Annotated in this window: 15 protein-coding genes; 9 read left to right on the forward strand and 6 right to left on the reverse strand. The window is 73.6% G+C overall.

Annotated features, from left to right (window positions below):
- The first annotated feature begins 1 nt into the window (after position 1).
- From ACTWM8_RS29065 to ACTWM8_RS29090, 6 genes are read left to right on the forward strand one after another with little or no spacing between them, the layout of a single operon-like run.
- The gene (locus ACTWM8_RS29065) at positions 2-364 is read left to right on the forward strand and encodes a hypothetical protein (protein ID WP_067302246.1); all 363 of its coding nucleotides are present in this window, start codon (positions 2-4) and stop codon (positions 362-364) included.
- A gap of 49 nt (positions 365-413) precedes the next feature.
- Positions 414-3,920, forward strand: coding sequence for an ATP-binding protein (locus ACTWM8_RS29070; RefSeq protein ID WP_446211714.1), 3,507 nt, complete (start codon positions 414-416; stop codon positions 3,918-3,920).
- Between the two features lies 1 nt (position 3,921).
- Positions 3,922-5,877: an MFS transporter gene (locus ACTWM8_RS29075; protein WP_446211715.1), complete on the forward strand. Its 1,956-nt coding sequence runs from the start codon at positions 3,922-3,924 to the stop codon at positions 5,875-5,877.
- Entirely contained in the window at positions 5,874-6,431 is a 558-nt protein-coding gene (locus tag ACTWM8_RS29080; RefSeq protein ID WP_446211716.1) for a hypothetical protein, read from the forward strand. The genes ACTWM8_RS29075 and ACTWM8_RS29080 overlap by 4 nt, the downstream gene beginning before the upstream one ends.
- Positions 6,428-7,627 carry a M23 family metallopeptidase gene (locus tag ACTWM8_RS29085; protein WP_446211717.1) on the forward strand — a complete coding sequence of 400 codons (1,200 nt, stop codon included), beginning with the start codon at positions 6,428-6,430 and terminating at the stop codon, positions 7,625-7,627. The genes ACTWM8_RS29080 and ACTWM8_RS29085 overlap by 4 nt, the downstream gene beginning before the upstream one ends.
- On the forward strand, positions 7,624-8,226 hold the full coding sequence (locus ACTWM8_RS29090; RefSeq protein ID WP_446211718.1) for a hypothetical protein: 603 nt from the start codon (positions 7,624-7,626) through the stop codon (positions 8,224-8,226). Before ACTWM8_RS29085 ends, ACTWM8_RS29090 begins: the two co-directional genes overlap by 4 nt.
- 4 nt (positions 8,227-8,230) lie before the next feature.
- On the opposite strand, the gene ACTWM8_RS29095 is transcribed toward ACTWM8_RS29090, so the two are convergent.
- Complete coding sequence (locus tag ACTWM8_RS29095; protein ID WP_446214711.1) at positions 8,231-8,791, reverse strand: hypothetical protein; 561 nt, start codon at positions 8,789-8,791, stop codon at positions 8,231-8,233.
- Positions 8,792-8,983: 192 nt separating this feature from the next.
- On the opposite strand from ACTWM8_RS29095, the gene ACTWM8_RS29100 reads away from it, so the two are divergent.
- Both ACTWM8_RS29100 and ACTWM8_RS29105 read left to right on the forward strand, forming a co-directional pair.
- Entirely contained in the window at positions 8,984-11,551 is a 2,568-nt protein-coding gene (locus tag ACTWM8_RS29100) for an FtsK/SpoIIIE domain-containing protein (protein WP_446211719.1), read from the forward strand.
- Positions 11,548-12,282 carry a hypothetical protein gene (locus tag ACTWM8_RS29105; protein WP_446211720.1) on the forward strand — a complete coding sequence of 245 codons (735 nt, stop codon included), beginning with the start codon at positions 11,548-11,550 and terminating at the stop codon, positions 12,280-12,282. The genes ACTWM8_RS29100 and ACTWM8_RS29105 overlap by 4 nt, the downstream gene beginning before the upstream one ends.
- A gap of 58 nt (positions 12,283-12,340) precedes the next feature.
- Here ACTWM8_RS29105 and folE read toward each other — a convergent pair whose 3' ends face one another.
- From folE to ACTWM8_RS29125, 4 genes are all read right to left on the reverse strand, one after another.
- On the reverse strand, positions 12,341-13,006 hold the full coding sequence (gene folE, locus ACTWM8_RS29110) for a GTP cyclohydrolase I FolE (protein WP_210774414.1): 666 nt from the start codon (positions 13,004-13,006) through the stop codon (positions 12,341-12,343).
- 35 nt (positions 13,007-13,041) lie between these two features.
- Positions 13,042-15,051 (reverse strand): ATP-dependent zinc metalloprotease FtsH, encoded by a 2,010-nt coding sequence (gene ftsH / locus ACTWM8_RS29115; RefSeq protein WP_446211721.1) that lies wholly within the window; start codon positions 15,049-15,051, stop codon positions 13,042-13,044.
- A 441-nt stretch (positions 15,052-15,492) separates the two neighbouring features.
- Positions 15,493-16,068 carry a hypoxanthine phosphoribosyltransferase gene (gene hpt, locus ACTWM8_RS29120; protein ID WP_346537805.1) on the reverse strand — a complete coding sequence of 192 codons (576 nt, stop codon included), beginning with the start codon at positions 16,066-16,068 and terminating at the stop codon, positions 15,493-15,495.
- Positions 16,069-16,168: 100 nt separating this feature from the next.
- Entirely contained in the window at positions 16,169-16,414 is a 246-nt protein-coding gene (locus ACTWM8_RS29125) for a hypothetical protein (RefSeq protein WP_446214732.1), read from the reverse strand.
- A gap of 42 nt (positions 16,415-16,456) precedes the next feature.
- Here ACTWM8_RS29125 and ACTWM8_RS29130 point away from each other — a divergent pair, with 42 nt between their 5' ends.
- Positions 16,457-17,419, forward strand: coding sequence for a GlxA family transcriptional regulator (locus ACTWM8_RS29130; RefSeq protein ID WP_446211722.1), 963 nt, complete (start codon positions 16,457-16,459; stop codon positions 17,417-17,419).
- Positions 17,420-17,696: 277 nt separating this feature from the next.
- Here ACTWM8_RS29130 and ACTWM8_RS29135 read toward each other — a convergent pair whose 3' ends face one another.
- Complete coding sequence (locus tag ACTWM8_RS29135) at positions 17,697-19,331, reverse strand: gamma-glutamyltransferase family protein (protein ID WP_446211723.1); 1,635 nt, start codon at positions 19,329-19,331, stop codon at positions 17,697-17,699.
- Positions 19,332-19,347: the final 16 nt, after the last annotated feature.

Raw genomic sequence — 19,347 nt, forward strand, 5'->3', positions numbered from 1 at the left:
CATGCGGCTGCGCACCGACGACGACATCTACCGGGCTCGCCTGGTCTACCTCGGGCCGCCCGGCTACACCCTTCCCGTCCACCTGCCGTACGCCCAGTACGGCCTGTTCATGCTGCTCGTACCCCTCTACATGTTCATCCACTGGCTGTTCACGCTGCAGGTCGAGCTCTTCCCCGCCTGGGAGATCGCGCTCGCCATCGTGAGCACCTCGTTCATCTTCCGGTACGTCGACCCGGACCGGCCGGCACGGATGGTCATCCGCACCGCCCTGACCGACTGGCGACGCACCCGGGAGCCGGCCGCCGAGCTGCGGGACCCCCGCCTGGTCGGCAGCCGGATCAGGATCCGGGAGGAACTGGCATGACCGGGCGTACGTCGATCGGGCAGTCGAACCACGCGGGTGAGGCGGTCGCATGAGTCGCTCTTCCACGCCGGGTTTCCCGGCCGGACGTCACAGCGCCCCGCACGGTAACCGTGCGCGGTCGCTCGACTACCCGGAGGAGGAGATCCAGGACGAGCAGCCGTCCGACCCGGCCCTGGTGACCAGTCCGGGGCAGGGTGGTGTCGGCGTCTTCCAGCCGCCGCGGCCGACGAACGGCCGGGGCGTACCGCCGGTCGAGCCGAGCCCGCCGATGCTCGTCGGCGACGGCACCGACATCGACTCCCCGTTCCTCGACCTCTTCGGCGGCCCCGGCGCACCGCCGCGCCCCGGCCCGCCGCCGCCGGTGTCGTCCCCGCGCCGTGGCCGGGAGCACCCGCCGATCCCGCACCAGCCGGCGGCGATCGAGGCGCCGGCCGCGCCGCAGCCCCCCAGCGCGCCGGAGACGCCGCCGGCGATCGAGGCGCCGGCCGCCGACCGCCCCGCCCGCACCCGGGTCCCGCACCAGCCCGGCGACCGCCTGCCCGTGCTGCGCCCGCCGGCGGAGGCCGAGCCGGTCGCGGACCGACCGGTGGAGACCCCGGCGCCGCGCGTGCCGCGCGCGGTGCCCGCCGAGCCGCTGACCGCGCGCAAGGCCACCGAACGCAGCCGGCGGGAGGCCGTCGAACGGGCCCGGCGGGAGGCCGCCGCGCGGGCCCGCCGGGAGACCGTCGCACCGGTCCGTCCCGAGCCGGCCGAGCCGACCGAGCCGGAGTGGCCCGAACCGGGGGAGCTGCCCCGGTCGGTGCCCGCCGGGTCGTCGCGACGCGAGGTCGAGGAGCCGGCCCGGCACGCGATCGCCGAACCGGGCCGGCGCGAGCTGGCCGAGCCCGGGCCGCAGGAGCCGGCGGAACGGACGTCCCGGGAGCTGGCGCCGCCGCGCCAGCGCGCGGCCAGCCGGCGCACCCCCGCCAAGCCCGTCCGGGTACGCCCTCCGAAGATCAAGTTCGGGGACCGGGACCCGTCGATCGACCTGGCGATCACCGAGATCGCCGGCCACCTGACCTTCACTCCCAACACCGTCACCGCCTGGTACTGGCTGCCCGAGGTGCGCTGGGCGTTCCGCCCGGACGCCGAACGGGAGGCGCTGCTCTCGGCGATCTCGGAGCAGTTCGCCGGCCTGGCCGGGTTCCGGCTGCACCTGCGCCGCACCACCCGCCCCTTCCCGGCCGACGAGTGGGCCCGCACCATCGACGCGCACACGGCCGCGCCGCTGCCCGACGTCCCCGGCACGCCCGGCTGGGCCGACCACCTGGTCGCCGCCCAGCGGCACCTGATGTCGGTCAACCACGCCGAGGGGCAGACCTACCTCGGCGTCACCTTCGCCCGGCGCTCGCTCGGCGACTCGCTCACCGAGCGGCTGCTGCGCACCTTCGGCCGGGGCACCGCCGACGGCGAGCGCCGCAGGCTCGGCCGCACCGTCGAGCAGTTCGACGAGGTGCTGGGCGCGTTCGGCATGCGCGGCCGCCGGGTGACCGCGCAGGAGCTGGAATGGCTGCTCTACCGCTCGGTCGCGCTCTGCATGGCACCACCCGGCACGCTCTCCCCGGTGACCAACGGCCGGTGGGAGCGGGGTGACCTGCTCGCCCTCACCGAGCAGGTCGAGCGCTACCGCACCCCGTACGGCTCGACCGTGAAGCTGGTAAACCGGATGACCGGCGAGGAGCGGCACGTCGCCGTGCTCGCCGTCGGCCGGATGGAGCCGCTGGAGATCCCCGAGCGGCACGAGCCCTGGCTGCACTTCCACGAGCGGCTGCCCTGGCCGATGGAGATCTCCACCCGGGTCGACATCCTCGGCTCCGGCGACTCCTTCCGAAACCTCGAGCACCGGCTGCGGATGATCCGCTCGCAGCAGCTCGACTACGCCGAGCACGGCATCGACGCCCCGCCCGAGCTGGAGCGACTGGCCAAGCGGGCGCTGGTGATCGGCGACGAGATGACCACCGGCCTGCCGGTGGACTCGGCCCGCGCACACGGCTGGCACCGGATCGCCGTCGGCGGCCGGACCAGGGAGGAGTGCCTGGAACGGGCCCGTCGCCTCATCCAGCTCTACTCCCGCGAGCTGCGCATCTCCCTGCAACACCCGAAGAACCAGGACTGGCTGGCCCGCGAGTTCATCCCCGGCGAGCCGATCGCCAACACCGGCTATGTCCGGCGGATGCCGGTCAACCTGCTCGCCGCCGCGCTGCCGCAGGCCGCCTCCACCGTCGGCGACCGCCGGGGCGACCTGATCGGGCGTACCGCCGGCACCTGCCGCCGCCCGGTCTTCCTCGACCTGCACTTCCCGATGGAGGTCCGCGAACGCTCCGGCCTGGCGGTCTTCGTCGCCGAACCCGGTGGTGGCAAGTCGACCCTGCTCGGCGCCCTGGGCTACCTGGCCGCGCGGCGCGGGGTGCAGGTGACCCTGCTGGACCCGTCCGGCCCGCTGGCCCGGCTCTGCGCGATGCCGGAGCTGCGCCCGTACGCACGGGTGCTCAACCTGACCGGGTCGGAGCCCGGGACGCTGGCCCCGTACTCGCTCATCCCCACCCCGCTGCGCAGCGAGTTCAGCAGTGGCGCGGCGGGCGACCGGGAGTTCGAGATCGCGGTCTCCAACGCCCGGGCCGAGCGCCGGATGCTCGTGCAGGACATCTGCATGATGCTGGTGCCGCCGCAGGTGGCCCGCGAGGCGTCCACCGCGACCCTGTTCCGGCACGCCGTACGCCAGGTGCCGGCGGAGGAGACCTCCACGCTGGACGACGTGGTCGCCTGCCTGCAGGGGATGGACGACGACGCCGGCCGGGAGCTGGCCAACCTGCTGCTCGACACCGCCGAGATGCCGCTGGCGATGCTCTTCTTCGGCCGCCCGCCGGAGGGGCTGCTCGGTGCCGACGCGGCGCTCACCGTGATCACCATGGCCGGCCTCCGGCTCCCCGACCTCAAGATCGAGCGGGAGTACTGGTCCGCCGAGGAGGCGCTGGCCCTGCCGATGCTGCACACCGCGCACCGGCTCGCGGTGCGCCGCTGCTACGGCGGGTCGATGTCGTCGCGCAAGCTGGTCGGCCTGGACGAGGCGCACTTCATGGAGGGCTGGCGCTCCGGCCGGTCGTTCCTGGTCCGGCTGGCCCGGGACTCCCGCAAGTGGAACCTCGCCGCCCTGGTCGCCTCACAGAACCCGAAGGACATCCTCGGCCTCGACGTGCAGAACCTCGTCTCCACCGTCTTCGTCGGGCGGATCGCCGAGGACGCCGAGATCGCCTCCGAGGCGCTGCGTCTGCTCCGGGTGCCGGTCGACGACGGGTACGAGGCCACCCTCGCCTCGCTCTCGGCCGTGGACGCCACCTCGGCGGACCGGCTCGGTTTCCGCGAGTTCGTGATGCGCGACGTGGACGGCCGGGTGCAGAAGGTCCGGGTCGACGTGTCGTACGTCGAGGGGCTGCTGGCACACCTGGACACCACCCCCGCCGGGGTCGCCCAGGTGGCCGGGCAACTGCCGACCGTCCTGGCTGACCTGGAGGCGTGACATGGCGAGGGCCCGGGCACGGATCGCGGCGCTCCTCCTCGCGATCGGCGTACTCGCCGGTGCCACGATCGCCTGGCCGGTGGTCGGGGCGACACCGGCCTCAGCGGCACCGCCGGTGACGGCCCAGGCGGCGGCGGAACTGTGCAGCACCAAGGAGTGGCAGGCCGACTTCCGCGCCTGCGTCGCCAAGCTGCAGCAGGTCAGCGAGAACGAGATCACCTGTCGGAAGCCGCCGGTCGCCTCCGCGCCGGACTCGGGTCTCGCCGGCTGGTTCGCCTCCCGGCCGGACTCCTCCAAGCTGCCCGGCCCCAAGGGCCTGTACAGCGATTACGGCTACGCCGGTTACAGCTTCAACACCTATGACGTGGAGGGTGGCTGCGCCTCGACGGTGCTGCACCCGGACTACAAGTTCACCACGACGGTCGCCAACGGCGAGTTCATGTTCGCCACGGCCATCATCGGTGCCTCGAACGCCCTGCGGGAGCGGGCGTGGGACCCCCGCTCGATGTGGGGCTGGGCCGACCCGCTGGTGGAGAAGGCGACCAAGGCCGTCTACCAGAAGGTGTTCAGCGTCTTCGGCATCGTCACGCTCTGCGTGGTGGGCCTCTACCTGCTCTGGCGCTCCCGCCAGTCGGACATGAGCAACGCGATGACCACCGCCGGGTGGGCCCTGCTGGTGATGGTCGCGGTGACCGCCCTGGCCGCCTGGCCGGTCAAGTCCGCCAACATCGCCGACGGCACGCTCATCACCTCCCTCGGCGTCGTCCACGACGCGGTGGGGCCGGGTTCGAGAACCGTCCCGGCCGACAGGTGCGTACTTCCGAACCCCGATGCCTGCGTCGACAAGCGGCCACCGGCCGTCCGGGCCAGCGACACGGCTACCGAGTCGATGCTCTACCGCAACTGGCTGCGTGGTGTGCTCGGGTCGGCGGACAGCGAGACGGCCAAGAAGTACGGACCGGTCCTCTACGACGCCAAGTCGTTCTCCTGGGAGGAGGCGGGGAAGCTCCGGCAGAATCCCGCCACCCGCGAGGCGACGATCAAGGCCAAGCAGCAGCAGTGGATGACCGTGGCCGAGCAGATCAAGAAGGAGGACCCCGAGGCGTACGAATACCTCACCGGCGCCCGGGACATGGACCGGATCGGTTCCGGTTTCATCGCCGTGCTGGCCTCGCTGCTCTTCGCGATGTTCGACCTGACCGCGTCGCTGCTGGTGCTGCTCGGCTTCCTGATCTTCCGCTGGGCGGTCATCGCGGCACCGATCCTGGGCACGGTCGGCCTGCTGAGACCGGCCAGCGCCGGGCTGCGCCGACTCGGCAACGCGGTCGTCGCGGCGCTGTTCAACATCGCCATCTTCGGCACCGGAGCCGCCATCTACCTCTTCGCGGTGGACCTGATCATGAGCACGCCCACCCTGGCCGGCTGGCTCCAGGTGGTGCTGGTCTGGCTCTGCGGCGTGGTCGGCTGGCTGCTGCTGCGCCCGTACCGGCGGATCACCCAGCTCGGCGGCAAGGACAGCAGCGAGGCGGTCAGCTCGGCCGGCTCCTGGCACCGTCGCTTCTTCCGCGACATGCGGATCGCCGCGCGGCTCGACGTGGTGGAGCCGGGAGGCACGGCCGAGCCGGCCGTCGCCCGGCGGCGCGGACTGGCGCTGGAGCCGTCGAAACTGCGCCCGGAGGCCCGACGGGAGGACCCGTCGCACTCCTCCGCCACCCTCGCGGTGCGTGGACGACCGGACGGCCGGAAGCCGGCGGACGAGACCGAGCAGCCGGAGATGCGGACGGGTGGTGGCGAGCGGCGCACCGCGCCGCGCGCCCGCCGGCAACAGCCGGCGAGCTGGACGGAGCCGGACGTGCCGGAGGAATCGCCGTCCTTCGTGGTGTACCGACCCGACTCGGCCGAGCGCGCACCGGCCAGCACCAGGCCCAGCCCTCGGGTGCGCTCCGAGGCACGGTGACGGCGATGCGACGGGCGATCGAGTTCCTGGTGACCCGGGTCCTGCGGTCCCGGATCGGTATCGCGCTCGCGATCGCCGTGCTGGTCTTCGCGGTGATCGGGACCGCCCGCCTGGTGACCGGCCCCGTCGACCCGGCCATCGGGCTCAGCAACCGCCCACGCGAGCCCATCACCACGGTGGACCCCACGGAGGGCGACGACGGTGTCATCGCCACACCGGTGCCGGCCTCCCCCAGCACGCGTCCCGGTGAGCTGACCCCCCAGCAGACCGCGGACCGGTTCGCCCGGCTGTGGCTGGGTGGGGCGGCCACCACGGCGGAGAAGTGGCAGTCCGACCTGCGTCCGCTGTCCACCCCGGGGCTCACCGAGAAGCTGACGGGCGCCGATCCGGCGGGGGTGCCGGCGGAGAAGGTGACCGGGGAGCTGATTCTCCGGCCGCGCACGGAGGCCTTCGCGGAGGTGCTGGTCCCGTTGGAGACCGGGCGGCTCCGGCTGGAGTTGGTGGCGCCGGACGGGCGCTGGTTGGTGGACGCCGTGGACTGGGAGCGGGAATGACTGCCGAGCTGCCGGGGGTGGGCCAGCCGCCCCGTCGCCGACTCCGGGTCCGCGCCGTGGTCACCGCGCTGACCGCCACCCTCACCCTGCTCTGCTGCGGCGGCGGCACGGCGGCCTCCTTCCTCACCAACCTCGGCGGCGACGACCAGGATCTGGTGGCCTCGGAACAGACGTGCGGCGAGGACCACCGGGTCGACGTCACCGGCAGGATGCCGCGCATGTCCGACTACGGCGACAGCCAACTGCGCAACGCCGCCGTCATCATCAAGGTCGGGCAGGAGATGAAGGTGCCACCCCGCGGCTGGGTGATCGCGGTGGCGACCGCGATGCAGGAGTCGGCCCTGCGCAACCTGGCGAACAGCACCGTCGCCGGATCCCGCGGCATCCCCAACGAGGGGATCGGGCGCGACCACGACTCGGTCGGCCTGTTCCAGCAGCGGGCCGGCTGGGGCAGCGTCGCGCAGCGGATGAGCCCGGACTACGCCGCCCGCAAGTTCTACGAGAAGCTGCTCAAGGTCGACGGTTGGGAGCGACTCCCGCTGACCCTCGCCGCCCAACGGGTCCAGATCAGCGCCTACCCGGACGCGTACGCCAAGCACGAGGACACCGCCAGCCGGATCGTGAACGCGCTGGCCAAGGGTGCCGCCCGGACGGTGCGGATCGCCGACAAGACCGTCTGCGACCGGGCGTCCGCCAGGACGATCGCCGCCTCCGGCTGGACGTCACCGATCCCCGGCAGAGTGGGCTCGGGCTTCCGGACCGCGAGCCGACCGCAGCACAACGGGGTGGACATCGGCGCGCCCAAGGGGACCACGCCGATCCACGCGGCGGCCACCGGGCGGGTGCTGGTGGCCCGCTGCGACCCCGACCACCGGGGCCGGCTCGACTGCGACGTGGACGGCTACCCCGGCAAGGGCGGCTGCGGTTGGTTCGTCGACATCCTGCACGCCGGCGGGTACATCTCCCGCTACTGCCACATGGTGGAGAAGCCGCTGGTCGTTCCCGGTCAGGAGGTGCGGGCCGGTGAGATCATCGGACGGGTGGGCAGCAGCGGCAACTCCTCCGGCCCGCACCTGCACTTCGAGGTGCACCGGGACAGCGACCGCAGCTCCCTCGGGGCGATCGACCCGGTGCCGTTCATGCTGCAGCGGGGTGCGCCCCTCAACGGGTCGAGCACGAGGCAAGCGGCACGATGAGCGGTCCGCTGCCGGATCCCTTCGCCGGCCAGCCCGACTGGGCGCCACTGACCCCCCGGCCGGTCGAGATCGTGCCTGCCACCGGGCGGGTCGAGCTGCGCGGGCGGCGGGTCCTGGTCGGGCTGCCGGGCCTGGGCTGGCGGGGCGACCTGCGGGCCGACGAACGGGTGGTGCAGGGCAGCCGCACCTACGTGCCGGTGATCCCCGAGCACGAGTGGTACCGGGCCGAGTCCGACCAGGTCGAGGTGTTCGCGCCGTTGATCCCGGTGGAGCGGGTCTGGGTCGAGACGCTCGGCGAGCGTCCGTCGCCGGGGGCGGCCGCTCGCGAGCAGGGCATCCGGCTGGTCTCGTTGGACGAGCCGGCCAACCGGATACCGACGCCGGTCTTCGAGGCCGACACGGTCAGCGGCCGGCGGGTGGTGCACGTCGAGGATTCAGTCGAGCACCGGGATCTGCGCGCGGTGACCGAGACCTATTCCGGCGCCGACGGCGACATCTGCATCCGCGTCACCCCGGAACTGGAGTGGTACCGGTGGGCCTGGCGCGGGCAGCCACCGACTACCCTGGAGGTTCCGGTGCACCTGTTGTGGATCGAGTGAGGACTCAGCCGGCGCGGGCGGCCTCGCAAACCCTCCAGTGGTCACCCAACTGCGTGCGGAACCGCCACCTCTGACGATCGCTTTGAGAGATGCCGTCGACCGAGGCCGAGATGATCAGGTCAGCCTCGACTGCGGCGCTCCCGCCCTGCTGCTCCACCTGAAGAGCGCCCCAGCTGACGGTGATCGTGGTCGCGAAGCGCTCCTCGCGTGCCCTGAGGTCATCACGTAGGGACTGCAGCGCCGGCAGCCCGGTCGGACTGCCCTCACAGACGAGCAGGCTGGCCCGCGCGTCGTTGCGGTTGACCAGATATTCGCGCAGGTAGTTGTCCACCACGACGTCGGGGGCGCTGCGGTCCGGCGCTGTGGCGCGGTCGTAAAGCATGTAGCCGATCACCGCGCCGCTCACGCAGAGCAGCGCCAGCACCCCCGCGACCACGGTGAGGACGGTGCGGGTCCGGCGGGGCTGCTGCTGTGGCGCCGGCGTGACGGCCGGGGGCGGCAACTGGTCCGGCGGGGTCCGCTGCGCCGGTACGCGGGAGACCTGGGAACCGGCGGGGGGCTGCACTGATTCCACCCCCTGAGGCTATCGGCTGAGCGCCCCGCACCCAATGCCCCAGATGCTGCGGATCGTGACAGGACGAACCCGTGACGCCACGCTTTGCGACAAGACGATCCCGCACCGCCGCGCTTCCCGGGCGAGCGGTCGGACCTGGGATACCGTCGGGGCTCGGGGAGGTTTCCAACCTCGGAAAGAGGGGTGGACACGGTGGCCGGTCCGAAGTCGCGTACGAACCGTGCCGCCGCCCTGCACCGGCGGGCCGCCGCCACCGCCGTAGCCGCCGCCGGCGTGCTCGACGAGACCCGCCCGGCCCCCGCCGACCAGCGCCGGCAGTACGAGCTGGCCGACCGGCTGCGGACCGCGGCGGCGGTGCTCGCGCCGGGCTGGGCCGGCGCCCCGCTGGACACCCTTCCGCCGGACACCCCCGCCGGCGAGGAGAATCCGCCGTTCGTCCGGGTCGGCACCGCGGCCCCGCTGGACGACGCCCGCTTCCCCGCACTGGTGCCGTTGCTCGGCGCCGGCCACCTGACGCTCGACGTCGACGCGCGGGAGCCCCGGTCGGTCGGCCTGCTCCGGGCCATACTGCTTCGGCTGCTGGCCGCGACGCCGGCCGGCTGCCTGCTGGTACGCGCGGTGGACGGCGCCGGCGTGGGCGACACCTTCGCGTCCTTCGCGCCACTGGCCGACGCGGGTCTGCTGCCGCCGCCAGCGGTGGACGTGGCCGGCCTGCGGGCGGTGCTGACCGAGGCCGAGCAGTGGGTCTCCCCGGGCACCGGTCGCCCCCGCCGGCACGACCGCACGCTGCTGCTGGTGATCGCCGGGCTGCCGGAGCTGACCGGGCCGAGCGACCTGGCCCGGATCGAGGCGCTGGCCGCCCAGGGCCGCCCCGCCGGCCTGCACCTGGTGGTCGCCGGCTGGCCCCCATCCGGGCCATACGCGGCCCGCCCGCCGCTGCCGGAGGCCACCCGGCTGGAGCTGCGGACCGCGTACGCGCTGCTCGGCGATCCGCCCGGCAGCCCGTTCGGCGGGCCGGGCGGCGACGGGCCGGGCGGCCTGAACTCTCCGGTCTTCGTGGACGAGGACCCGGGGCCGGACCTGATCGGGCAGGTCTGCCGGCGGTTGGCCGCGCAGGTGGAGGAAGGTTCGCGGCTCTGCCTGGCCGAGCTGCTGCCGCCGCCGGAGGAGCCGCTCTGGCAGGCCGGCTCGACCGACGGGCTCTCCACCACGGTGGGCGACGCGAACGGGCGGCCGGTGACCGTCGGTTTCACCGAGCTGACGCCGCACTGGCTGGTCAGCGGTCGGTCCAATGCCGGCCGGTCGGCGTTCCTCACCAACGCGCTGCTCGGTCTCGCCGCGCGGTACGGCCCGGACGAGCTGGTGCTGCACCTGGTGGACCTCGGCGACGGCGAGTCCTTCGTGGAGTTCCTGCAGACCGAGCGGGACCGCTCGTGGGTGCCGCAGGTCCGGGCCGCCGCGATGGCCGCCGACCCGGAGTACGTGCGGGACCTGTTCGACCAGTTGGCGGCGGAGACCCGCCGGCGCGAGGAGGCGGGCGCCCGGGCCGGCGGGCAGCGCTACGCGCAGCTGCGGGAGCACCAGTCGCTGCCCCGGATCGTCTGTGTGATCGACAACTTCCCGCTGCTGCTGGCGACCCGGGATCCGGTCGCCGCGGACGTGCTCGCCCGGCTGGACGGCCTGGCCCGCGCCGGGCGCGCGTACGGCATCCACCTGGTGCTGGCCGGCGCGGGTGACCTGGGCATCGGGGCGGGGCCGGCGCCGCGGGACTCGGTGCTGGGCCAGTTCCCGGTGCGGGTGGCGCTCTCCGGTGGCGGCCCGGTGCTCGCGCCCACCAACGACGCGGCGGCGGGGCTGGCGGTGGGCAGCGCGGTGGTCAACACCGCGGGCGGGCTGGGCGGGCCGCGCGGCGCCACCCGGGGTCACGAGCGGCTGGTCCGCTTCCCCGACCCGCACGACGCCCCGGAGACGATCGAGCGGCTCCGGCACCGGCTCTTCGAGGCCCGCCCGGAGGGGACCATCCCGCCGGTGGTCTTCGCGGGCTGGGCCCGGCCGCTGCTGCGCAACGACCCCCGACTGCGGGCCGCCCTGGCCGGCCGGGCCGGTGGGCCGGCCGCCCTGCTCGGCCGGGCGGTGGACGTGGCCCGGACGACGGTCGCCGTCCCGCTCGGCCCGGTGGCCGGCCGCAACCTCGCCGTCCTCGGGGCGGGTACGGGGGCGGCCGGGCTGCTGGCGAACGCCGCGCGGAGCACCGCTGCCCACCATCCGCCGGGTGCCGCCCGGTTCGTACTCGCGCCGCTGGCCGAGGGCTCCGCCGCGCTGGCGGCCGGGTTGGCGACCGAGCTGGCGCAGCGGCAGCGGGTGGAGACGGTCGACGCGGCGGGCCTGCTGGCGGCGATGGACGGCGACGGTCCGGCGTACCTGGTGGTGTTCGGGGTGGACCTGGCGACGGCGGAGGAGCTGCCGGCGGAGCGGTTGCGCACGCTGCTGCGCGAGGGCCCGCCGTCCGGTATCCACCTGCTGGGCTGGTGGCGGACGGTGCCGCCGTTCGCGGCGCTGCTGGAGCCGGACGGCGAGGTCGACAAGCTGGCCGCGGTCGCCGCGGTGGACGTGCCGGGGGCGATGCTCGGTGCGGTGTTCGGCCGACCGGTGGAGTGGCGGCCCCGCCCCAACCGGGTGGTGCTCTGGGACGGTCCGGGTGAGCGGGGCACGGTGCTGGTGCCCTTCGCCGACGGGGAGGAGCCGGCGTGAGCGGGCGCGACGAGCGGGCCGGCGCGGCGGGCGTCGACGAGGCGTCCCCGGCGACGCCGGTCCGGCAGCGGATCGGGACCGAGCCGGTCGGCGCGGTGGCCGCCGCCTGGACGGACTACCTGGCCGCCGCGCGGCAGCTGGACGGGGTACGCCGCGCCGCCGCCACCGCCGCCGCCGAGCAGGCCCGGGCGGTGGAGTCGGCCCGGGAGGAGCTGGCCGAGCTGCACGCCCGGTTGGCGCCGCAGCAGGCCGGGCTGCGGGAGCTGGGCGTACCGGCGATCACGCTGACCCCGACGCCGCCGGAGCTGACCGAGGCGGCCCGGTCGATGGTCGGTGGCCCGGCCGCCGTGCTGGCCGCGTTGCGGGTGGCCCGCGGCTGGGCGGACGCGGCCGACGCGACCCTGGCCGCGCGGGGTCCGCTGCGGCCGGCGGCCTGGCCGCCGCAGGCCCGCAACCTGCTCGTGTACGGCCCGCTGGCGCTGCTGGTGCCGATGGTCCAGCTGATCGTCCTCGCGGTCGCCGGGGCGGGCGCGGCGAGCCTCGTGGCGCTGGTCGTCGGGCTGCCGATGCCGGCGGTCGCGTTCGGGGCGGGCTGGGTGGCGGTGGGTCGGCTCTTCCCGCCGCGCCCGGGCGAGCGGCTGGACCGGACGTCCCGGCTGGGGGCACTGACCTGCCTGCTGCCGGCGGTGGTGACGGCCAGCGTGATCACGCTGGCGCTGCTGGCCGGCTGAGACGCGACGGCCGCGCCGTCCCCACGGGGGGCGACGCGGCCGGTCGGGATGCTACGGGTCAGCGCGGGATGATCAGGGCCATCGCCTCGGCCCGGGACTTCGCGTCGTGCTGGAGGGTGCCCCGCACCGCGGAGGTGATGGTCTTGGCACCACTCTTCTGGATGCCGCGCATCGCCATGCACATGTGCTCGCACTCGAGCACCACGACGACGCCGCGGGGCGCCAGCTTGCTCATCAGCAGGTCGGCGATCTGCGAGGTGAGCCGCTCCTGGACCTGCGGGCGGCGGGCGAAGACCTCGACCAGCCGGGCCAGCTTGGACAGGCCGGTGATCCGGCCGTCCGGCCCGGGGATGTAGCCGATGTGCGCGCTGCCCCGGAACGGCAGCAGGTGATGCTCGCAGAGGCTCATCACGTCGATGTCCCTGACGAGCACCAGTTCCTGGTGGTTGGCCTCGAAGGTGGTGCTGAGCACCTGGGCCGGGTCGACCCGGAGGCCGGCGAAGAGTTCCGCGTACGCCCGGGCCACCCGGGCCGGGGTCTGCTGGAGTCCGTCCCGGTCGGGGTCCTCCCCGACCGCGATGAGGATCTCGCGGACGGCCTTCTCGATCCGGGCGAGGTCCATGGTGTCCTCGATCGGACGGCCGGTCAGCTTGCCGCTGATCAGCCGGGCCGCGACGTAGTCCAAGGCCTCGTCGCCGTCGGGCTCGGTCGACGAGGCGGCCAGCCCCGAGTTCTCGGGGCTGGCCGCGGCGTCCGTGTTCAGTGGGTACCGTCCGAGTTGTTCGAGCCGCCGACCGACGCGCCGTCGGCCTGCGCCTGGGCCTTGAGCTTGTTCTTCTCGGCCGGGGTGAGCACCGGGGGCTCGGTGGAGGGCTGACGCTTGCCGAAGCCGTTGTAGGGGGCCATCGGCGGGCGCTTCGCCACCCGGGAGCAGATCCGGGCCATGTCGGCGGTGGAGAGGGTCTCCTTCTCCATCAGCTCCAGGACGATGTTGTCCAGGACGTCCCGGTATTCCACCAGGATCTCCCAGGCCTCGTCGTGGGCCAGCTCGATCAGGGCCCGCATCTCACCGTCGATCTCGGCCGCCACCACGTCGGAGTAGTCCCGCTCGTGGCCCATGTTGCGGCCGAGGAACGGCTCGTCGCCGCTGGTGCCGTACTTGATCGCACCGAGCTTGGAGCTCATGCCGTACTGGGTGATCATCGCGCGGGCCAGCTGGGTGGCCTTCTCGATGTCGTTGCCGGCACCGGTGGTCGGCTCGTGGAAGACCAGCTCCTCGGCGGCCCGGCCACCCAGCGCGTACGCCAGGGTGTCGACCATCTCGGCGCGGGTCTGGGTGTACTTGTCCTCGGTCGGCAGGACCAGGGTGTGGCCCAGCGAGCGGCCGCGGGACAGGATGGTCACCTTGTGCACCGGCGCCGCGTGCGGCAGCGCCCAGGCGACCAGCGCGTGGCCACCCTCGTGGTACGCGGTGATCTTCTTTTCCTGGTCGCTCATCACCCGGGTCCGGCGCTGCGGACCGGCGATCACCCGGTCGATCGACTCCTCCAGGGAGTCGTTGGTGATCGCCCGCTGGTCCTTGCGGGCGGTGAGCAGTGCCGACTCGTTGATCACGTTGGCGAGGTCGGCGCCGCTGAAGCCGGGGGTACGCCGGGCCACCGAGTCGAGGTCGACGTCGGGGGTGAACGGCTTGCCCTTGGCGTGCACCCGCAGGATCGCCTTGCGGCCCTCCATGTCGGGAGCGTCCACCGGGATCTGCCGGTCGAAGCGGCCCGGGCGCAGCAGCGCCGGGTCGAGGATGTCCGGCCGGTTGGTGGCGGCGATCAGGATGACCCCGCCCTTGGTGTCGAAGCCGTCCATTTCGACGAGCAGCTGGTTGAGGGTCTGCTCGCGCTCGTCGTGGCCGCCGCCCATGCCGGCGCCACGGTGCCGGCCGACCGCGTCGATCTCGTCGACGAAGACGATCGCCGGGGCGTTCGCCTTGGCCTGCTCGAAGAGGTCGCGGACCCGGCTCGCGCCGACACCGACGAACATCTCCACGAAGTCGGAACCGGAGATCGAGTAGAACGGCACCCCGGCCTCGCCGGCCACCGCGCGGGCGAGCAGCGTCTTACCGGTACCGGGCGGGCCGAAGAGCAGCACGCCCTTGGGGATCTTGGCGCCCAGGGCCTGGTACTTCGCCGGGTTCTGCAGGAAGTCCTTGATCTCGTGCAGCTCCTCGACGGCCTCCTCGGCCCCCGCCACGTCCGCGAACGTGGTCTTCGGCGTGTCCTTGGTGATCATCTTCGCCTTGGACTTGCCGAAGTTGAGCACGCGGGAGCCGCCGCCCTGCATCTGCGACATGAAGAAGATCAGCAGGAGCACCAGCAGGGCGATCGGGAGCAGGTTGACCAGCAGGCTCACCCAGATGCTGTCGGACGACACCTTGGCGTCGGCCGGGCCGGTGACCCGGTTGCCCGCCTTCGCCGCGAGGACGTCGTTCCAGACCTCGTCGCCGACCGCGTACGGGAACTGGGCCTCGATCCGGTCGGTCGTGGTGTCGCCGAACTTGGTCTTCTCGGCCAGGTCGAGCTGGATCGTCTGTTCCTTGTCCTGGAAGACGACCTTCTTGATCGTGGGCTTGCCGGTGTGGAGCTGATCGAGCGCAACGGAAGTGTCCACGCGGTGGTAGCTGGGACCAGCGGTGAACAGCTGACTGAGCACAACGGCGCCGAGGATGACCAGGATGATCCAGACCACCGGTCGGCGGAAGAAACGCGTACGTTCCATGCTGTTGTCGAGCGCCGAGACGCCCGCATCCTCCTGATCGACGTCCTGACCGTCTGAATGGTGTCGCCGCGTTGGCGGCGCCGAGCCGCCGTGCGGGCCGGCCTCGACCCCGAGGCGCGCGAACTGCCGCGCCGCGGTCATTCGACGGTACACCGTGTGCGCCAGGAGTGAGCTTCTGAGCCCAGCACTTACGCGGACGGCGAACCGGGGTTCAGCCGGCGTGGCGGGAGCTCCGCACCCGGCCACCCGACCGCCGGTCACACACCAGTCGAGGGGTCGGGCGTGGAGATTGCCTCCACGCCACCGGCACCTACCGTAGTCCGATTTGCTGAGAGCCCGCTGAACGTCCGCTCGATGGACACCGATACGAGCAGCTCTCGGCCCGACCGGGCGGTACCACCGCCGGGCCGGCGGCGGGCGCGGACCCGGCCGGCGACGGGCTCAGGCCCGGGCGTAGACCTCCGGCTTGAGCACGCCGACGTAGGGCAGCTCGCGGTAGCGCTCGCCGAAGTCGAGGCCGTAGCCGACCACGAACTCGGTCGGGATGTCGAAGCCGACGTACTTCACCGGGACGGGGACCTTCACCGCGTCCGGCTTGCGGAACAGGGCGACCACCTCGACGCTGGCCGCCGAGCGCGACTCCAGGTAGCGCAGCAGCCAGGAGAGGGTCAGCCCGGAGTCGACGATGTCCTCGACCACGACCACGTGCCGGCCGGCGATGTCCCGGTCCAGGTCCTTGAGGATGCGGACCACGCCGGAGGAGGTGGTGCCCTGGCCGTACGAGGAGATGGCCATGAAGTCCAGCTCGGCCGGCGGCCCGTGCCGGCCCAGCGCCCGGGCGAAGTCGGCCATGAACATGATCGCGCCCTTGAGCACGCAGACGAGCAGGAGTCCGTCCTCGACGCCGGCGTAGTCCGCCGAGACCTGCTTGGCCAGTTCCGCGGTCTTCTCGCGGATCTGCGCCTCGGAGATGATCACGTGATCGATGTCGGCGTCGTACCAGGAGCCGTCAGCCATGACTCCTAGCCTGCCGTACGCCGGCTGGCCTCCGTCGGCGGGGCCGCCCCTTTTGGAGCGGTCCCGCCAGGGATTTTCTCGGCAATCCGGACCAATCACCTCAGCAGGTACGGGACTGCCAACGGCGGCCCTGGTCGGTCGGCTTCCAGTCGGCCGAATCGTGACTGTCCGCGGTGAGGCCGACGGCCGAGGCGACGGCCAGACCGACGAGGAAGAGCAGAAGCAGCAGGAGTTCCATGGCGGCGCTCGCTTTCGCGTTGTTTGGACTGTTATCGCCGCCGGTGCGCACCGGACTGGTACCAGTTTCCGCCCGCCACCCGGAGCCGGACAGTGGCAGGAATGCCATTGCCCCTCGATTTCCTGCCACCGCCGGGGTTACCCTCGTCACATGCTCCGATCCGTCGCCGTCCTCGCGCTCGACCAGGTCGCCCCGTTCGAGCTCGGCGTCCTCGCCGAGGTCTTCGGCACCGACCGCACGGCGGACGGGTTCCCCGGCTACCGGTTCGCCGTCTGCACCGCCGACGGCGGCCCCGTCCACACCTCCTCCGGCTTCGGGCTGACCCCGCACGCCGACCTCGGCCCGGTCGAGGAGGCCGACCTGGTCGCCGTGCCGGCGCACAGCCAGGGCGGCGCGGTGCCCGAGCCGGTGCTGGACGCGCTGCGCCGGGCTGCCGACCGGGGGGCGTACCTGCTCAGCGTCTGCTCGGGCGCGTTCGTGCTGGGCGCGGCCGGGCTGCTCGACGGCCGCGAGTGCACCACCCACTGGCGGTACGTCGACGAGCTGCAACGCCGCCACCCGGCGGCCCGGGTCCGGTGCAACTCGCTCTACGTCGCGGATGGGCGGGTGCTCACCAGCGCCGGCACCGCCGCCGGCATCGACGCCTGCCTGCACCTCGTGCGCCAGGAGCACGGCTCCGCCACAGCCACCCGGCTGGCCCGCCGGATGGTCGTCCCCCCGCACCGCGACGGCGGCCAGTCCCAGTACGTCGAGACGCCGATACCGGTCACGCCGGAGGCCCCCACGCTGGAGCCGGTGCTGAGCTGGCTGATCGGGCACCTGGACCGGCCGACCACGGTGGACGAGCTGGCTGCCCGGGCCGGCATGTCGGCGCGGACCTTCGCCCGCCGGTTCCGGGCCGAGACCGGCACCACCCCGCACGACTGGCTCACCAACCAGCGGGTGCTGCTGGCCCGCCGGCTGCTGGAGGAGACCCGGCTCAGCGTCGACACCGTCGCGGACCGGGCCGGCTTCGGCGACGCCGCCGCCCTACGCCACCACTTCACCCGCCGCGTCGGCACCACCCCCCACGCCTACCGCACCACCTTCCGCGACCGAGTAACCACCACCTGACGACCCCGACGACCCCGACGACCGCGACCACCGCGACCACCGCGACCACCGCGACCACCAAAGATCCACCCACCCCGCCGGCGCGGCCCACCCAGCCCGACCCGCACGGGTTTCGCCGGAGCCCGACCCGCGCAGGGATCAAGCCTGACCGCCCGGAGCGGGTCGGGCTCCGGCGAAACCCCACCCCGAGCCCGACGAACCGAAAGAGTCAGAACCCGACCGCAGCCCCGTCGACACGCGACTCCGACCCCACCCCGAGCCCGACGAACCAGAAGAGTCAGAACCCGACAGCAGCCCCGTCCACCCGAGACTCCGACCCCACCACGTACCCGCCGGACGAAGCACGCCACACCGCCTGCCCGTACCCGAAGACCGAAGGCTCCTCCGCGACGGTGACCTCGTGCCCCCGCGAGCGCAACCCCGCGACCAGGCCGGGCACCGCCCCCAGCGTCGGCTCGACCAGCAGGGTCCGGCCGGCGTGCCAGTACCAGCGGGGAGCGTCCAGCGCGGCCTGCGGGTCGAGGCCGGCGTCCAGGGTGGCGGAGACGAGCTGGACGTGCCCCTGCGGCTGCATGTGCCCGCCCATCACGCCGAACGGTCCGACCGGCGCGCCGTCGCGGGTCAGGAAGCCCGGGATGATGGTGTGGAAGGGCCGCTTGGCCGGCCCGACCACGTTCGGGTGCGCCGGGTCGAGCTGGAAACCGAGGCCCCGGTTCTGCAGCGCGAAGCCGTGCCCGGGCAGCACCACCCGGGAGCCGAACGCCAGGTAGGTGGACTGGATCAGGCTGACCATCATCCCGCCCGCGTCGGCGGTGCACAGGTAGACCGTGCCGCCGCGCTCCGGGTCGCCGGCCACCGGGTCGCCGGCCCGGTCGGTGACCAGGGCCCGCCGGGCCGCCGCGTAGCCGGGTTCGAGCAGGGCGGCGGTCGGCACCGGTGCCCGCTCCGGGTCGGCGACGTGGGCGTGGGCGTCGGCGAAGCCGAGCTTGACCGCCTCGATCTGGCGATGCAGCCGCTCCCCGGGGTCGAGTGCGGCGAGGTCCGTGCCGTCCAGGATGTTCAGCGCGAGCAGGGCGGCGATCCCCTGCCCGTTGGGCGGCAGCTCCCAGACCTCGTGTCCCCGGTAGCGGGCGCTGACCGGGTCCACCCAGGTGGAGGCGTGCCGGGCCAGGTCGTCGCCGGTGAGCAGGCCGCCCGTGCGGGCGGCGTGGGCGTCGAGCGCGGCGGCAATGTCGCCCCGGTAGAAGTCCTCCGCGCCGGTCTCGGCGATGCGGCGCAGGGTGCGGGCCGCGTCCGGGTTGCGCCACCGCTCGCCGGGGCGCGGCGCCCGCCCGTCGATGGTGAACACCCGGTCGAACTCGGCGTACTCCTCGCCGCCCGGCTCGACCCGCGCGGCCAGCGCCCGGTCCCAGGTGGCGGCGGTTCCGGTGGCGACCGGGTAGCCGTGCTCGGCGTAGGAGATCGCGTCGGTGAAGAGCTCCGCGAAGGGCAGCGACCCGAACCGCTCGTGCAGGTCCCGCCAGCCGGCCGGCGCGCCGGGCACGGTCACCGGCAGCCAGCCCCGGGCCGGCATCGCCGGACCGCGCGCCTGCGCGCCCCCGAGCGCGTCCACCGCTGCCGACGCGTTCCCTCCGGTCGCGGTGAGCACCACCTCCCGGGTCAGCGCGGCCGGGGACCGGCCGGAGGCGTTCAACCCGTGCAGCCGCTCGCCGTCCCAGACGATCGCGAACAGGTCACCGCCGATGTCGTTGGAGGGCGGCTGCACCACGGTGAGCGCGATCGCCGTGGCCAGCGCGGCGTCGACGGCGTTGCCGCCGCGCCGCAGCACGGCCAGACCCGCGGCCGCCGCGAGCGGCTGGCTGGTCGCGACGGCACCGTTCGGGGCGAAGAGCGGCTGTCGGGGGTACGCCATCCGCCATGTCTACCGC

It is taken from the genome of Micromonospora sp. IBSANI012, from assembly GCF_052814045.1.

What these genes read in the sequence shown, in the direction of transcription:
- ACTWM8_RS29065 (WP_067302246.1), top strand. Translation starts at nt 2, where the DNA reads ATGCGGCTGCGCACCGACGACGACATCTACCGGGCTCGCCTGGTCTAC.
- ACTWM8_RS29070 (WP_446211714.1), top strand. Translation starts at nt 414, where the DNA reads ATGAGTCGCTCTTCCACGCCGGGTTTCCCGGCCGGACGTCACAGCGCC.
- ACTWM8_RS29075 (WP_446211715.1), top strand. Translation starts at nt 3,922, where the DNA reads ATGGCGAGGGCCCGGGCACGGATCGCGGCGCTCCTCCTCGCGATCGGC.
- ACTWM8_RS29085 (WP_446211717.1), top strand. Translation starts at nt 6,428, where the DNA reads ATGACTGCCGAGCTGCCGGGGGTGGGCCAGCCGCCCCGTCGCCGACTC.
- ACTWM8_RS29090 (WP_446211718.1), top strand. Translation starts at nt 7,624, where the DNA reads ATGAGCGGTCCGCTGCCGGATCCCTTCGCCGGCCAGCCCGACTGGGCG.
- ftsH (WP_446211721.1), bottom strand. Translation starts at nt 15,051, where the DNA reads ATGGAACGTACGCGTTTCTTCCGCCGACCGGTGGTCTGGATCATCCTG.
- hpt (WP_346537805.1), bottom strand. Translation starts at nt 16,068, where the DNA reads ATGGCTGACGGCTCCTGGTACGACGCCGACATCGATCACGTGATCATC.
- ACTWM8_RS29125 (WP_446214732.1), bottom strand. Translation starts at nt 16,414, where the DNA reads ATGGCATTCCTGCCACTGTCCGGCTCCGGGTGGCGGGCGGAAACTGGT.
- ACTWM8_RS29130 (WP_446211722.1), top strand. Translation starts at nt 16,457, where the DNA reads ATGCTCCGATCCGTCGCCGTCCTCGCGCTCGACCAGGTCGCCCCGTTC.
- ACTWM8_RS29135 (WP_446211723.1), bottom strand. Translation starts at nt 19,331, where the DNA reads ATGGCGTACCCCCGACAGCCGCTCTTCGCCCCGAACGGTGCCGTCGCG.